Source organism: Nocardia araoensis NBRC 100135 (assembly GCF_000308435.1).
Lineage (GTDB): Bacteria > Actinomycetota > Actinomycetes > Mycobacteriales > Mycobacteriaceae > Nocardia > Nocardia araoensis.
The window spans coordinates 59,161-76,414 of the sequence record NZ_BAFR01000199.1; the positions used below are offsets into that span (position 1 = coordinate 59,161).

Below are 17,254 nucleotides of genomic sequence, written 5' to 3' on the forward strand. Positions count from 1 at the left end.
CTTCGGCTCCTGTTCCGCCTCCGGGGCGGCCTCCCCAACGATTGCCGTGCTCACGACATGATCTCCTCTTGTACGTCGTCGGTCTCCGGTTCCGTGACGGTCGCGCCGCCCGGTTTGCCGGTGAGGGAAAGGAATACGTCGTCGAGGCTCGGCCGGTGCACGTTCGCGTCGACCACGCAGACGCCCGCGTCGTCGAGCCTGCGCAGGGCCTCCACCATCGTGCGCGAACCGTCGCCGACCACCACCGATACCTCGTCGGTGCCCGCCTCGTGTCCGGGTTCGCCGATCCCGACCTGCGCCAGCACGGCCAGCGCGGGCTCGGCCGCCTGTCCCGGGGCCAGCGTGACGGTGAGCCGGTCACCGCCGATCGAGGTCTTCAACTCGTCGGCCGAGCCGCGCGCGATGACCCGCCCGTGGTCGATGACGGTGATGCGGTCGGCCAGCAGGTCGGCCTCTTCCAGATACTGCGTGGTGAGCAGCACCGTGGTCCCGTCGTCGACCAGGTCGCCGATCACGCGCCACATGTCCATCCTGCCGCGCGGGTCCAACCCGGTGGTCGGCTCGTCCAGCACCACCACGGCAGGCCGGGCGACCAGCGCACCCGCGAGATCCAGCCGCCGGGCCATGCCGCCGGAGTAGGTTCCCGCTCTGCGGTGCGCGGCGTAGTCGAGGCCGAGCGCCCCGAGCAGTTCGGTGGCTCGCGCCGTCGCTTGTCGCGGGGACATCCCGTAGAGCCGGGCCACCATGCGCAGGTTCTCGTAACCGGACAGGTTGGCGTCGACGGCGGCGTACTGGCCGGACAAGCCGATCCGTTTGCGCGCGGCCGCGGGATCGCGCAGTACGTCCACGCCCGCCACCCGCACCGACCCGGCGGACGGCTTCAGCAGCGTGGTGACGATCCGCACGGTCGTCGTCTTGCCCGCGCCGTTGGGGCCGAGCAGGCCCATCACCGTGCCGGTGGGAATCCGTAGGTCGATCTCGTCCAGCACGCGGACCCGGCCGTAATTCTTCATCAGGCCGGTCACTTCCACCGCGAAGCTCACCTGTGCGTCTCCTTCGTCTCCAGCCACCTCCGCAGCACCGGCCCGATCACCGCCAGTGCCTCCGGCGTTGTCATCGCGGAGTGCGCGCAGCGCAGCTCGTGGTCGTGGACGGCGCCGGTGACGTACGGCTCCCAGGCGTCGGCGCGCCGGTCGGGATCGGCCCGGTTGACCGGGTCGTCGCCCGCGCTGAAGAACAGCAGGTCGCCGTCGAACGGGCGAGGCCGGAAGCTGTGCGCGAGCACGGTGCCGTTGTGGTAGCCCGCGTAGAGCCGCTCCAGATGCTCGACGGTCAACGCCGCGAACGGCCCGGACCGGGAGCGCAGCAGCTCGGCCGCCTCGCGCAGGCTCATGCCGGGATCGATCTGCGCGCCGAGTTCGTCGCTGCCGAACTCTCCGACGATCTCCGCGACGCTCGGGGTCGCCTGGTCGAGCAGTTCGTCGGACAGGCGGTAGCTGTCCATCATCGACAGCAGCGCGACCTCCTCGCCCGCCTCTTGCAGCTGAACCGCCATCTCCTGCGCGATCAGTCCGCCGAGCGACCAGCCGAGTAAGTGGTAGGGCCCCTCCGGCTGAATTTCCTTGATGGCGGCCACGTAGTGGCTCGCGGCCTCGTCGATCGACTCGTAGCCGTCCTGCCCGGCCGCGTGCGGTGCCTGCACCCCGTACACCGGCCGGTCCGCGGGCAGGTGCGCGAGCAATCCCGAATAGCACCAGGACAGACCGATCGCCGGATGCACGCAGAACAGCGGCGCCCGGCTCGCCGCGGTGCGCGGCCGGATCGGCAGCACCGGCGCCAGCATCGCCGCCACCGCGGCGCCCGAGGTCGCGCCCGCGCCGTCCAACCGCGCCGCGATGGCCGCGGGCGTCGCGTCGCCGAACATCAACTGCACCGGCAGGTCGATTCCCGCCTCCCGCAGCCGCGCGACGACTTTCGTGGCCAGGAGCGAGTTGCCGCCGAGCTCGAAGAAGCCGTCGTCCGCGCCCACCGACTCCACACCGAGTACCTCGGCGAAGGCCGCGCACAGCGCCTCCTCCGTCGGGGTGGACGGCGCCCGATAGCCCTCGCCCGCGGTGAACACCGGTTCCGGCAGCTTCGCCCGATCCAGCTTGCCCACCGGGCTCAGCGGAATCTCGTCGAGCAGCATGATCGATTGCGGGACCATGTAATTCGGCACCAGCCCGGCCACATGCCCGGAGAGCTCGGCCGCGGTGAGCGGCACGCCGTCGCGCGGCTTCACATACGACACCAGCGCGGTCGCGCCTGCCGGGGTGCGATGCCCGATGGTGGTCGAGAACGCCACCCCGCCGTGGCGGGCGAGCGCGGCGTCGATCTCGCCGAGTTCGATGCGGAAACCGCGGATCTTGACCTGATGGTCGGTGCGGCCGACGTACTCGATCTCCGGCCCGGCGTCCGCCGACGGCGCGTGGTCGCGCGACCCGGCCCACCAGCGCACCAGATCGCCGGTGCGGTACATCCGCTCCCCCGGTTTGCCGAACGGGTTGGCGACGAACCGTTGAGCGGTCAGACCAGGACGGTTCAGGTAGCCGCGGGCCAACGCGTCACCGGACAGGTGCAGCTCGCCGGTCACCCCGAGCGGAGCCGGATGCAGCCGCGCGTCGAGGATCGCGGCGTTGACGCCGCGAATGGGTCCGCCGATGGTGATCGGCTCGCCGGGTGTCATCGGCTGCGAGATCACCGTGACGATGGTGGTCTCGGTCGGGCCGTAGACGTTGTACAGATTGCGGTCCGGCGCCCACCTGGTCACCAGGTCCGGGGGCAGCGCCTCACCGCCGACCAGCACGTGCTGCAACTCGGGCAGACCGCGAGGGTCGACCGTGCCGAGCGCGGAGGTGGTGATGAACGCGTGGGTGATCCGCTCCGTGGCGAAGACCTCCCGCAGTTCGTCGCCGCCGACCACACCGCTGGGCGTGATCACCAGGGTCGCCGCACCGCCGAGGGACAACAGCAGATCGAGCATCGCGGCGTCGAAGCTCGGCGTCGCGAAGTGCAGTACCCGGCACCCCGGCTGCACGTCGAACCGGTGGGCGGTCTCGGCGGCGAAGTTCGACAATCCACCGTGGGTGACCATCACGCCCTTCGGCGTTCCGGTGGATCCGGACGTGTAGATGACGTACGCGGGGTTGTCGATCCGCAGCGGAGCCAGGCGCTCCGCGTCGGCGATCGGCACGTCCGGCGCGTCGAGCACCCGGCGGCGGAACGCCGGATCGTCGAGCACGATCCACTCCGCGCCCTCGGGCAACTCGCCGCGATAGCCCGCGAGCGTGATACCAAGGGCCGCACCGGAATCCGACAGCATGTGCGCGATGCGCTGCTTCGGGTACAGCGGGTCGACCGGCACGAACGCCGCTCCGGCCTTGGCCACCGCGAGCACCGTCGCCACCGACTCGATCGACCGCGGAATACCCAGTGCCACCAGCGTTTCCGGGCCGACGCCACGAGCGATCAGCACGCGCGCCAGCCGGTTGGTCCAGCGATCCAGGGCGTCGTAGGTCACCTCGGTGCCGTCGGAGACCAGGGCGATGCCCGCCCGGTCGACGCTCGCGGCCCGCTCGAACACTTCGGGGAAGGTGATCGGCCGGTCCGGTTTGGCCCCGCGCACCGGAGCCAGCCCCGACCACTCGGCGGGATCGAGCACTTCCAGATCGCCCACCGGGGTGGTGGGGCTGGCGGCGATCGCGGCAAGCAGGCGGGTCAGGCGCTTGCCGAGCCGCTGCGCGGTCGGCTCGTCGAACAGGTCCATCGCGTAGTTCACCGCCACCGTGATACCGGCCGGATCACGGTGCGGGGTCTGCGTTTCGGTCAAGGTGAACTGGAGATCGAACTTGGCGATCCCGGTGTCGATGTCGGCCGCCTCGATGTGCAGGCCGGGCAGGTCCAGGCCGCCGACCGGCTCGTTGCGCACCGAGAGCATCACCTGGAACATCGGATGATGCGCCTGGGACCTGGCCGGGTTGAGCACCTCCACCAGGCGTTCGAACGGCAGGTCCGCGTGGGCGAAGGCGTCCAGGTCGGATTCGCGCACTCCGTGCAGCAGATCGGTGAACCGCGCGCCAGGGTCGATCCGCGTGCGCAGCACCAGGGTGTTGACGAACATGCCGACCAGCCGGTCCAGCGCGGGATGGCCGCGGCCCGCGATCGGAGTACCGACGGTGATGTCGTCGGTAGCGGTCATCCGATGCAGTAGCACCGCGAGCGCGGCGTGCAGGACCATGAAGAGGCTGACGTTGTTGCTGCCCGCGATCATCCGCAGCTCGCGGTGGGTCACCGGGTCCACCGCGCACTCCACGGTGCCGCCCCGGTAGGACGGAGCGGGCGGACGCGGCCGGTCGGCGGGCACGGTCAGCAACTCGGGGATGCCGTCCAGGGTGCGTCGCCAGTACTCCAGCTGCCTGCTCACCGCCGAGTCGGGGTCGTCCTCGCTGCCCAGCACGTCCTGCTGCCACAGGGTGTAGTCGGCGTACTGGACCTCGGGCTCCGCCCAGTCCGGCGCGGCGCCGCCGCAGGCCGCGCGGTAGGCGACGGCGACGTCGGCGGCCAGCGGCTCGAGCGACCATCCGTCCATCGCGATGTGATGCACCACGACGACGAGCACGTGCTGCGCGGGCTCGCCGATCGGCACCGAGATCAGCGCCGCGCGGATCGGCACGGTGGCGGCCAGATCGAATCCCGGTGCGGCGAAACGTCGCACGGCGGTCTCGACCTCTTCCGGGCGCACCGTCATCCGCGTCAGCGAGATCGCCGCCTCGGCCGGGTCGAGCACGACCTGTGCGGGTGCGCCGTCGGTCTCCGGGAACACCGTGCGCAGCGTTTCGTGTCTGGCTTGCACCGCGTGCAGCGCGGAGACCAGCGCGCTGACATCGAGGTGGCCGGTCATGCGCAGCACGAGCGGGACGTTGTAGGCGCCCGCCGACTGTCCGGCGCCCGACCCGGCGTTGAACCGGTTCAGGAACCACAGCCGCCGCTGCGCGGCCGACAGCGGGACGCGCTCCGGGCGCTCGCGGCGCACCAGCGCGGGGCGGTCCGAGTCGGACGCGGCGCCCGCGTCCAGCAACTCGGCGAGCCCGGCGACCGTCGGCGTGGCGAACACGGTGCGCACGGCGAGCCGCACATTCGTCGCCGCGGCCAGCCGCGCGACGAGCTGGGTCGCCAGCAGCGAGTTGCCCCCGATGTCGAAGAAGCTGTCGTCGGCGCGCACACCGTCGGCGCCGATCAGCTCCTCCATCACCGCGGCCACCAAGCGCTCCGCGTCGGTCCGCGGCGCACGGCCGGTCGAATCCCCGAGCAACTGCGGTTCCGGCAGTGCGCTCACGTCCAGCTTGCCGACCGGAGTCAGCGGGATGGTGTCCAGCACGGTGAGGCCCGAGGGCACCATGTGCGTGGGCAGCCTGCGTGCCACGAAGGCGCGCACCTCCTCGGTGTCCACGCCGGCCACCCGGTCGGTGGGCTGCACGAAGGCGACGATCCGGTCGGCGCCCGCGATGCGGCGCACCTCGGTGTGCGCGAACCGCACCGACGGGTGTTCGCCGAGCGCGGCGGTGATCTCGCCGAGTTCGACCCGGAAACCGCGCAGCTTCACCTGGTGGTCGCTGCGCCCGAGGTAGACCAGCTCGCCGGAGGCGTTCCAGCGCACCACGTCTCCGGTCCGGTACATCCTGGCGCCCGCCGGGCCGCACGGATCGGCCACGAAGCGGCTTGCGGTGAGACCGAATCGGTCGAAGTACCCGCGCGCGATGCCATGTCCCGCGAGGTACAGCTCGCCGGGAACGCCCACCGGCACCGGGCGCAACCGCTCGTCGAGCACCGATGCCCTGGCTCCGCGCACCAGGCTGCCGATCGTGATCGGATCGCCGACGCGCATCGGACGGGAGATCGTGATCACCACGGTGGTCTCGGTGGGTCCGTACACGTCGCACAGCACACGTCCCGGCGCCCAGCGCGCCACCAGGTCCGGCGCCACCGCCTCGCCGCCGACCATGAGCGCACGCAAGTGCGGCAACGGCCAGCGCTCGTGATCGATCGTGGCCAGCGCGGCCGGGGTCACGAAGCCGTGGGATACCCGCTCGCGTTCCAGCAGCGCGGCGAGCTCGTCGCCGCCGTAGATGTCGGTCGGGCAGATCACCATCGCCGCACCCGCGCCCAGCGCGATCAGCAGATCCAGGATCGCCGCGTCGAAACTCGGCGTCGCGAAGTGCAGTGTGCGGGAACGCTCGCCGACGCCGAGGCGGTCGCGGATCTCGTCGGCCAGGTTGGACAGACCGCTGTGCGTCACCGCGACGCCCTTGGGCGTTCCGGTCGATCCGGAGGTGTAGACCAGGTAGGCCAGATCCGCCACGTGGACGGCGCGCCTGCGCTCGCGGTCGTGGATCGGCGCGTCGTCGTGGCCTTCGAGTTCGGCCGCGAATTCGGGACGGTCCAGCAGCAACCACTCGATGTCCCGCTCGGCCGGGGCGGCCGTGCGCAGCTGCCCCGCATACGCGGCGACCGTGACGCCGATCGCGCAACCGGAGTCGGCGAGCATGTGCCGGATGCGCTCGGCCGGGTACTTCGGGTCGATCGGGACGAACGTCGCGCCCGACTTCGCGGCCGCCAGCAAGGCAACCACCGAATCGATCGAGCGGACGAGCCCGAGCGCCACCCGGGTTCCCGGACCGAGTCCGCGCGCGATGAGCGCGCGCGCCAAGCGGTTCGAGCGCCGGTCGAGTTCGGCATAGGTCAACGACGTCGTCCCCGCGCACAGCGCCGTGTTGTGCGGGAACCGCTGCGCGGTGGCGGTGAAGTACGCGGCAAGCGTGCACGGCTCGCTCGCCCGCCCGCCCCGCGCCGGGGCGAGTGTGCGGCGCTCGTGATCGGTACGCGCGTCGACGTCGCGGATCAGCACACGCGGGTCGGCGGTGACGGCGGCGAGCACGCGCAGGAATCGGTCCACCAGCGTCTCGATCGTCGTCGCGTCGAAAAGCTCGGCAGCATAGACGAATTCGTATACGCTGTCGGTCTCGTCGGGGCCGGTGCCGTTGGCGACCCGTAGCTCCAAGTCGAACTTCGCCAGTGCGATGTCCAGCGGCTCCGCGCGCAACGCGAGGCCGGGCAGTTCCAGGGCGGGCACCGGAGCGTCCTGCACACTCAGCGCCACCTGGAACAGCGGGTGACGGCTCGAGGAGCGGGCCTCGGCGCCGAGTTCGTCCACGATCCGCTCGAACGGGATGTCGGCGTGCGCCAGCGCGGCCAGCTCGGTATCCCGGTCGGCGCGCAGCAAGTCGGTGAAGCTGTGGTCCGGGTCCACGTCGGAGCGCAGCACCAGCGTGTTCACGAACATGCCCACCAGTTCGTCGAGCTTGGTATCGGTACGCCCCGCCACCGGGGTGCCGATCACGATGTCCCGGCCGCCGGTGACGCAGCGCAACAACACCGCGAACGCCGAACGCAGCACCATGAACTTGCTGACGCCGCGATCGCGGGCCAGTGCGGCGAGCCCGCGCCGCACCTGCTCGGGCACCGTGAAGCGCACCGTACCGGCCTGCTGCGTCGGCTCCTCGGGGCGCGGCCGGTCGTAGGGCAGCGGCAACTGGTCGGGGATATCGGCGAGCGCGGTGCGCCAGTACTCCAATTGGGTCGCCGCGACGCTGTCCGGATCGGCTTCCGAACCGAGGCAGGCACGTTGCCAGAGCCCGAAGTCAGCGTATTGCACCGGAAGCGGCGTCCACGACGGCGCATCGCCCTGATGCCGCGCCGCGTAGGCCACGGCCAGGTCCCTGGTCAGCGGACCGAGCGACCAGCCGTCGGCGGCGATGTGGTGCAGCACCACCCCGAGCAGGTAACGCTCGGGCGAGGTGCGCAGCAGCGACACCCGCAGCGGCGGCTGCGTGGTGAGGTCGAAACCGCTGTGCGCCAACGCGTCCAGGGCGGCCTCGGCACCGGAGTCGTCGATGTCGGTGACCACCACCTCCGGCACCGCCCGCTCGACCGGCAGCACCACCTGCTGCGCGCCTTCGGCGTCCTCCGGGAAGACGGTGCGCAGCACTTCGTGCCGCCGCACCACGTCGGTGATCGCTTCGCGCAGCGCGGGCACGTCCAGATCGCCCGCCACGCGGATCACGAAAGCGATGTTGTACGCGCTCGATTCGGGCGCGAATCGATTGATGAACCACAAACGCTGCTGCGGCAGCGACAATGGAATGCGTCCCGGACGCGGCGTCTGCACCGCCAGCGCCTGCCGCTGCGTCCGGGGCGCTCGATCCAGTTGCTCGGCGACTCCGGCGACCGTGGGCGCCTCGAACAGCGACCGCACCGGCAGCTCCACACCGAATTCCGCGTGCAGCGCGGCGGCGAGCCGGGTGGCCAGCAGCGAGTTGCCGCCGAGATCGAAGAAGCTGTCCTCGACTCCGGTCACCGGGCGTCCGAGCACCCCGCCGAACACGCCCGCCACACCGAGCTCCAATGCGGTGCTCGGCGGACGGGAAGTCCCCGCCGCCTCGAATACGGGCTCCGGCAACGCCTTTCGATCCAGCTTGCCCGCGGGCGTCACCGGGATCTCGTCGAGCACCGCCACCGACGCGGGCACCATGTAACCGGGCAGCCGCTGACGCGCGGTCTCCAGCACAGCCCGCGCCTCGACCGGCCGGTCGGCCGTCACATACGACGCCAGCCGTACCTGCCCCTGGTCGTCGGTGTGCACCACGGTGAGCGCGAATCGGATACCGGGATGCAGGCGCAACACGTTGTCGATCTCACGCAGTTCGATACGGAAACCGCGGATCTTGATCTGATCGTCCGCGCGCCCGAGGAAACGCAGCTGCCCGGACCGCTCCATGACGACCAGATCGCCGGTGCGGTACATCCGCTCCCCGCGCCTGCCGTGCGGGTTGGGCACGAACCGCAGCGCGGTCAGACCGAAACGGTTGTGGTAGCCGCGGGCGACGCCGGGACCCGACACGTACAGCTCGCCCGGCGTGCCCGGCGGCACCGGATGCAGGCGATTGTCCAGCACGAACAGACGCATGCCGCGGACCGGCGCACCGAGCGGCACCGGACGGCCGGGCCGCACCGGCCCGCTCGCGGTCACCGCGACGGTGGCCTCCGAGGGACCGTACATGTTGTGCATCCGATGCCCGGCGGTCCAGGTCTCGACGAGTTCCTCCGAGCAGGCGTCGCCGCCGACGACGACCGTCTCCAGGTGGTCGAGCCCCTCGCTCGGCACGGTGGCCAGCGCGGCCGGTGTCACGAAGGCGTGGGTGACCCGCTCCTCGCGCAGCAACGCGGCCAGCTCGTCGCCGCCGTACATGCCCGGCGGGGCGATCACCATCGTGGCGCCCGCGGCGAAGCCCAGCAGCAGCTCCAGCACCGACGCGTCGAAACTGGGCGAGGAGAAGTGCAGTGTGCGCGCCGCGTCCGAGATGCCGAACAAATAGTTCTGCTCGCTGGCGAGCGAGGCGAGCCCGGCGTGGGTCACGACGACCGCTTTCGGCGTGCCGGTGGACCCGGAGGTGTAGATGAGGTACGCCGGGTGGCTCACCCGCATCGGTTGCAGCCGCTCGTCGTCGGTGATCGGATCCGCCGACCGGTCCGCCAGTTCGGCGGTCAAGTCGCCCGAGCCGAGGACCAGCCAGTCGACCTGGGTCTTGCGGTGCTTGCCCCGCGTGGTGGGCACGGCGGGCATGGCGGCGAGGCAGTCGGGGTCGGTCAGGCCGAGCATCGTGCCGGAGTCGCCGATCATGTGCGCGATCCGATCGCCGGGGTAGTTCGGATCGATCGGCACGTAGGCCGCACCGGTTTTGGCAACGGACCACACCGCGGTGATCGCGTCGAGCCCGCGCGGCAGCGCGATCGCGACGACCGTCTCGGGACCGGCGCCGTGCTCGATGAGGACCCGCGCCAACGCGTTCGATCGCTCGTCGAGTTCGCGGTAGGTGGTGTCGACGCCGAGGTAGCGAACCGCCACCGCGTCCGGCAGCCTGCGCGCGGTGCCGGTCAGCAAGCCGGCCAGGGTGATCGACGGCTCGGCGGGCGCGCCCCCGAGGGGCACCAGGTGCTCGCTCTCCCTCCGGTCGAGGATCGGCAGGTCGCCGACCGGCAGCTCGGGAGCGGCCACGCCGCCCGCCAGCACCGCGATGAACCGGCGGGCGAACGACTGCACCGTGGACTGATCGAAGACATCTGTCGTATAGCCGAATTCGGCCGACAACGGTCCGTCGCCCGAGTCGTCGTGGACGACCAACTGCAGATCGAACTTGGCGACGTCGGAGGCGATCGGCAGCACGGTGGCGCGGACCCCTGGCAACTCGATCCGCAGGTCCGGCGCGTGGTCATAGGACAGCATCACTTGGAACAACGGGTGCCGCGACGGGGAACGCTCCGGGTTGACCACCTCGACCAGACGCTCGAACGGCACGTCGGCGTTGGCGAAAGCGTTGAGGTCGGTCTCCCGCACCACGTCGAGCATCCGGTCGAACCCGGCCGCCGGGTCGACCGCGGTGCGCAGGACGAGGGTGTTGACGAACATGCCGACCAAGTCGTCGAGCGCCGGATCGGAACGGCCCGCGATCGGGGTGCCGATCGCGATGTCACCGCTCGCGCACAGCCGCGACAGCAGAGTCGCCAGTGCCGCGTGTAGCACCATGAACATGCTCACGCCGCGGCTGGCCGCGAGTTCTATTGCCGCGCGACGGATCTCGGCGGGAATGGTGAACTCGACCCGGCCGCCGACGGTCGACCTGCGCAGTGGGCGCGGGCGGTCCAGCGGGAGATCGAGTTGCTCGGGGAGCCCGGCCAGCTCCGTGCGCCAGTGGGTGAGCTGGCGGCTGAGCGCGCTGGCCGGATCGGACTCGTCGCCGAGCAGTTCGCGCTGCCACAGGGCGAAGTCGGCGTACTGCACCGGCAGTTGCGTCCACTGCGGCTCCATGCCGTTCGCCCGCGCGGCCACCGCCGTCATCAGGTCCTTGGCCAACGGCGCGATGGACCAGCCGTCACCGCAGATGTGATGGAGCACGACGAGGAAGACGTGCCGCTGCGGGCCGGTGCGGTAGAGCGCCACCCGGATCGGGGCCTGGCTGCGCAGATCGAAGCCGTACCCGGCGTACTCGGTCGCCAGCTCCGCCACGTCGGCGGCGGTGACATCGATCGGGTCGAGCGTCAACGGGATCGCCTCGGCCGCATGGATCAGCTGGTAGGGCCCCTCCGGCGACTCCGGGAAGGTGGTGCGCAGACTCTCGTGCCGTTCGATGACGTCCACCAGGCCCGCCCGCAACGCGGTCACGTCGAGTGGACCCTCCACCTCCACCGCCAGCGGCATGTTGTACGCGGCGGCGTGTTCGGAGAACCGGTTCAGGATCCACAGCCGCTGCTGCGCCTGCGACAGCGGGATCCGCTCCGGCCGTTCGGCCGGCGTCAGCCGCGGCGAGGAGACGTCCGTGGTCTGCATGGCGAACCGGCGGGTGAGCGCCGCGATCGTCGCGGACTCGAACAGATCGCGGATGGTCAGCCCGGTGCCGAGAGCGGCGTTGATCCTGGACACCGCCCGTGCGGCGATGAGCGAGTTGCCGCCGAGATCGAAGAAGTTGTCCTCGATGCCGACCTCGGTCTCGAGAACCTCGGCGAAGATGCCCGCGAGCACCCGCTCCACCTCGGTGCGCGGTTCGGCGATCGTCCGGATCGACCGCGTGGCCGGCGTGGGCACCGGCAGCGCCTTGCGATCGATCTTGCCGTTGGCGCTCAGCGGCAGCTCGTCGAGCTCCACCAGCGCGGAGGGCACCATGTACCCGGGCAGCGTGCGGCGCAGCGCGGTGAGCAGGGCGGCCGTGTCCAGCGGCGCATCCTCGTCGTCCTGCTTCGCCGCGACCACGTAGGCGACCAGCTCGTCGCCGGTGCGTCCGGTGTGCGCCACGCATACCGCGCGAGCCACCTTCGAGTCCTCGAGCAGGGCGGCCTCGATCTCACCGAGCTCGATGCGCAGGCCACGGATCTTCACCTGGAAGTCGCTGCGGCCCAGGTACTCCAGCACGCCCGGCTCGGCGCCGGAGCGGCCGATCTGCCAGCGTGCCAGGTCGCCGGTGCGGTACATCCGGGCGCCGGGAGTGAAGGGATCGGCGACGAACCGGTCCGCGGTCAGTCGCGGCTGTCTCAGGTAGCCGCGAGCCAGCTGGACTCCGGCGAGATACAGCTCGCCGACCACGCCGGGCGGTACGGGCTGCAACCGGTCGTCCAGCACGTAGGTCTCGGTGTTCCACACCGGCGAGCCGATCGGCACGGCGGTGGCATCGGGCCGGCACGCCCAGTAGGTGACGTCCACGGCGGCCTCGGTCGGGCCGTACAGGTTGTGTAGTTCGGAGGCGGGCAGCGCCGCGTAGAACTCCCGCACGGCGGCGGCGGGCAGCGCCTCCCCGCTGCAGAACACCCGATGCAGGCAGGCGCAGCCGCGCAGATCGGCCTCGGTGACGAACACCGATAGCATGGATGGCACGAAATGCGCTGTGGTGATGCGTTTTTCGGCGATGACCTGCGCGAGGTACGCCGGGTCGCGGTGCCCGTCGGGGGCGGCGATCACCAAGCGCGCGCCGGCCTGTAAGGGCCAGAAGAACTCCCACACCGAGACGTCGAAGGTGGCCGGGGTCTTCTGCAGCACCGCGTCGTCGCGGCCCAGCGGGTACTCGTGCTGCATCCAGCGCAGCCGGTTGACGATGGCGGCATGGGTCACGCCGACACCCTTGGGCTTTCCGGTCGATCCGGAGGTGAAGATGACGTAGGCGAGGTGGTCGGGGCGCAGTGCCGCCGTGCGGTCTGCGTCGGTGACCGGCGCGTCGTCGTAACCGGCGACCCGTGCGGTATCGATGTCCAGCCGCGTGACCGTCGCGGGCAGTTCCACGTCGTCGCGGCTCGCCGTGAGCACGCAGAGCGGCTCGGCCTGCTGCACGATCTGCGCGATCCGCTCGGCCGGGTGCTCGGTGTCCAGCGGCAGGTACGCCGCCCCCGCCTGCACGATCGCGTACATGCCGACCACCAGGTCGAGGCTGCGGCGCAGGCACAGGCCGACCGTCGTGTCCGGTCCGGCGCCGCGCGCGATCAGCAGCCTGGCCAATCGATTGGCGCGAGCGTCGAGTTCGGCGTAGGTCAGCGACTCGTCGCCGAACTCGAGCGCGATCGCGTCGGGAGCGGACGCGACGCGCTCGGCGAAGATGCTCGCGAGGGTGCCTTCCTGCCGGGGCGCCACGGTGGCGTTCCACCCGTGCAGCACCTGTTCCCGCTCGGCGGGGGTGATCGCGCCGAGCGACTCGGCGGGCGCCGTGGCCTCGGCGGCCAGGAAGCGGCCCAGGAAGTCCAGATAGCGTGCGTGGTGCACGCTCACTTCGGCCTCGCCGTAGAGGCGGGGATTGGCTTCGAAGTCGACGTGCAGGCGGCCGCCCGCGCCGTTGTAGACGTTGACGGAGAGATCTTCCACCGGGCCCGTGGCCAGCACGTGCATGGAGCCGACGAGACTGCCGAACCGCAGCTCGTCGTGGAACAGCATCAGGTTCACCATCGGGCCGAAGAATCCGCGCGCGTCGCGGGAGTAGCCGCTGTCGCGCCGGATGTCGTCGTGCCGGTAGCGCTGATGCCGCAGGGCGCCGGTGATCTGCAGTTCGGCCGCCTTCACCAGATCCCCGATCGTGGTCGCCGCGTCGAAACGCAGCCGGATCGGCACGACGTTGGAGATCACGCCCGCCGAGCGGCGCAGCGACACCGTGGTGCGTGCCGAGACCGGCAGGCTCAGCACCACGTCCGCGTTGCCCGTCACCGATCGCACGTAGGCGGCGAGCGCCGCGACGAACACCGCCGCGTCGGTGGTGTTCAACGTGCGAGTCGCCGCGTCGATCGCGGCATGGCGCTCGTCGTCGAGCACGGCCGTGGCCAGTCTGCGGCCCGCGTCGTGGGTGGCGGCACCGAGGCGGGCGCCGCCGAGGCTCACCGGCTCTCCCACGCCCGCCAGCTGTCCGAGCCAGTACTCGCGGTCGCTGTGGAAACGGCGGGAGTTGTGGTACTGCGCCTCGTCGGCGTAGATCTCGGCCAGCGGCGTCGCCCGCGACGCGACCGGCTCGGTCCGGTTCTCCAGCGCGGTGTAGATCTCCGCGGTGCGGGTGAGCGCGTTCATCGCACCGTAGCCGTCGATGACGATGTGGTGGGCGAACGAATACCAGATGTAGTCGGAGTCCCCGATCCGCAGGACCGCGTTGGAGGTCAGCGCGTCACGTTCCAGATCGATCGGCGAACTCGTGTGCTCGTGCATCCAGCGCAGCGCCGCGGCGTACGGGTCGGCTTCTCCGCGCAGATCGATACGGGTCCAGCCGGGCCGGTGCACCGGATCCACGATCTGATACGGAGTGCCATCTATCTCCACCATGCGTACTTGACCCACCTGGGTCTCCGCGCCGAACCGCTCGATCGCGTACAGCAGCCGCCCCTCGTCCAGGTGACCGCGGATCCTGACGTACTGGGAGATCGTCAGCGGTACGTCGGGGCGAATTCGCTGCGCGTACCAGAGTGCTGTCTGTGCGGGTGACAGCGCAAACGGTTGGGCCGAGAATTCGCCGGATGAACATTGGTCGACGCGATCCGTGGCCAATGAACTCATCAATCACTCCGTTCTGCCGCTGTTGACGCAACTCCCCGAGCACCGCCCCAGCAAGCGCACGCGCGCCAGCCGTAGGACGTAATCCACGCCCTATGATTCGGAGCGTCGCATCAGCCGGATTGCCGACGTTTTGGATTTGTTTCACATCCAACGTCCTTGGCAGAAGGCCACTTTGGTTGGTTACATTTCCGCAAACATTGCGACTCAACTAGGTCGAACCGAAGCAAAACGGGTCCTGACCAGACTGTTCGATGCTACTCCCCTGATCGCTTCAGTTGTCCGGCGAACAGCGCGCAACTGGATTACGCACCTTTGCTTTCGGGGCGGCAGGGGAAAGAACAGACCGAATGTTCGGTAAAAGCGGGTAGAGCAGGATCTAGCGGTGGCCGACGACTCGACGGCCGGTTCCCGAGTCCGCGCGCGCGGATCGCCGCCGCAAGACCGCCGCCAGCGCGGCGGCAGCCGTCAGGATAACGAAGATCCGCTCGGGTGCGGGTCCGATTCGCGTTGCGAGAGTGGTGTCGTTGCGCAATGGCAGCTGCGCGACCAGCGCGGCGGGCACGAACAACGGGGATTCCTCTCGCACACTGCCGTCGGCGGCGATAATGGCGCTCACACCGGACGTGGCCGCGACAACCAGCGCTCTACCGTGCTCGACGGCGCGGACGCGGGACATGGCCAACTGCTGATAGGTCATCTCGCTGTCGCCGAAGGTCGCGTTGTTCGTCGGCACGGTGAGAAGCTGGGCGCCGGCGCGCATCGCGTCCTCGAACGATCGGTCGAAAGCCACCTCATAGCACGTCGCGACACCGATGTCGATACCCGCCGCGTGCACAACTCCGTCACCATTTCCCGGTACGAAATACCCCGCCCGATCGGCATATTCGGAGAAAAGCCGGAAGAAACTCCGCATGGGCAGATATTCGCCGAATGGCTGGATGATCTTCTTGTCGTGCCGTTCGCCCGGACCCGCCGCGCCGTTCCACACCATCACCGAGTTGGTCGTCGTCCGGTCCGAGTTGACCAGCACGGCGCCGACCAGGATGGGCGCGCCGATCCGCTCGGAGGCGGCGGTGATCAGGGCAGCGGCGTCGGCGTTGCGCAGCGGATCGATATCGGAGGAGTTCTCCGGCCAGATCACCACATCCGGACGCGGCGCGCGGCCCGCCGCCACCTCGTCGGCCAGTTCCTCGGTGCGCCGGACGTGGTTGTCCAGCACGGCCCGCCGCTGCTCGTTGAAGTCCAACCCGAGGCGCGGCACGCTGCCCTGGATCGCCGCCACAGTGACCATTCGGCCGCCCCCGTCCGGATCGGGCAGCGTGGCCCTGAGCAGCAGTCCGCTCAGCGGCATGACGAGGATGGCGAAAACAACAGCGACATATCCTAGTCGGGTCGCCGGGGCGGGGCCGCCGACGACGGCCGGTCCGGATGCGCCCGGTTCGGGAGCGGTTTCGTACCCGCCACCCGCGGCACGAGCCGACCACAGCAAGGACACCAACGCCGCCGTACCGGTTCCGGTGAGCGCGACCGCGAACCCGACCAGCGGGGCGCCGCCGACCGCGGCCAACGACAGGAACCAGCCGTCGGCCTGGCCGAAGGCCAAACGGCCCCAGGGAAAACCGCCGAACGGAAAGCTGGATCTGCCCCATTCGGCCGCGCTCCAGGCCAGTGCCACCCACAGCGGCCAGCCGGGCAGGGCGCCGACGAGCCGGCCGAGCAAGCCGAACACGCCCAGGTACACCGCGCACGCAGTGGACAGCGCGAGCCACGGCAGCGGCCCGACGTAGATTCCGGTCCATGGCAGGAGCGGGACGAAAAACGCCGCTCCGGCCAGGAATCCATATCCGAAACCCGCCCGCAGACGGCCGTCGCCGCGTACGACGAGGGTCAGCACCGCCACGCCCAGAGGCGCGAGGAACCACCACGGCCGGGGCGGGAAGCTGCCGAACAGCAGCAGGCCCGCGACGACCGCAGCCACCGATCGGGTCGCCACCGGATAACGGCGTACCACCGCCGATACCTTCCGCACCGACCCGAGCATTGCCTCTCGCACCATCACTGGGCCACTGTCCGCCATCGCACCGGCCGTCGCCGGTCAGCCGTAGACCACACAGCCGATGTCGACGCGCACCGCTCGACGAAACCGAATCCGACCCAAGAAGTGATCTTTATCACACCAAATATCAAGTCCGCCATACTCCGTAGGCGCACGCCGAGACACCAGCCGACCCCCGTCCACCCGGTGGCGGATTCGAGCCACAGGGTCGAGCGGGCGGAGGCATGGCACGGACTACTGCGGACCGCCACTGCACACGAGTCCACAGGCGTCCACTCGCTCATCGCTGGAAGCCCTCCGATCGTTAGCCGCCATCCGCCAGATATCGGTTTCCCGGTCACGTCGCGCCGGACAGACCTCCGTCTTCCAGCTGCCGGATGCGAGCCCGCGATCCGGAGAACCGCCCGCCGAACCAGCCACGCCGGGTGATGCCGCCGACGCACGCCCCGATCCGCGAGGAATCCGGCGCTGGCACGCAGTGCCAAACCGCGCGACCGTCGACGGAGAAAGGGCGCGCGACACCGGGCGTTGTCCCC

4 protein-coding genes are annotated in these 17,254 nt (G+C 70.3%); all 4 read right to left on the reverse strand.

The window, feature by feature from the left end:
* Nucleotides 1-50 precede the first annotated feature (50 nt).
* Nucleotides 51-1,043, reverse strand: a complete 993-nt coding sequence (locus ON21_RS25885) for an ATP-binding cassette domain-containing protein (protein ID WP_086006488.1) — start codon at nucleotides 1,041-1,043, stop codon at nucleotides 51-53.
* A complete protein-coding gene (locus ON21_RS25890; RefSeq protein ID WP_039801824.1) occupies nucleotides 1,040-14,662 on the reverse strand; it encodes a non-ribosomal peptide synthetase in 13,623 nt (4,540 codons plus the stop codon). Before ON21_RS25890 ends, ON21_RS25885 begins: the two co-directional genes overlap by 4 nt.
* A 376-nt stretch (nucleotides 14,663-15,038) precedes the next feature.
* Nucleotides 15,039-16,703 (reverse strand): apolipoprotein N-acyltransferase, encoded by a 1,665-nt coding sequence (gene lnt / locus ON21_RS25895; RefSeq protein ID WP_051021351.1) that lies wholly within the window; start codon nucleotides 16,701-16,703, stop codon nucleotides 15,039-15,041.
* A gap of 352 nt (nucleotides 16,704-17,055) precedes the next feature.
* A partial coding sequence (locus ON21_RS39680) for a hypothetical protein (protein ID WP_218004147.1) occupies nucleotides 17,056-17,254 on the reverse strand: 199 nt, incomplete at its 5' end.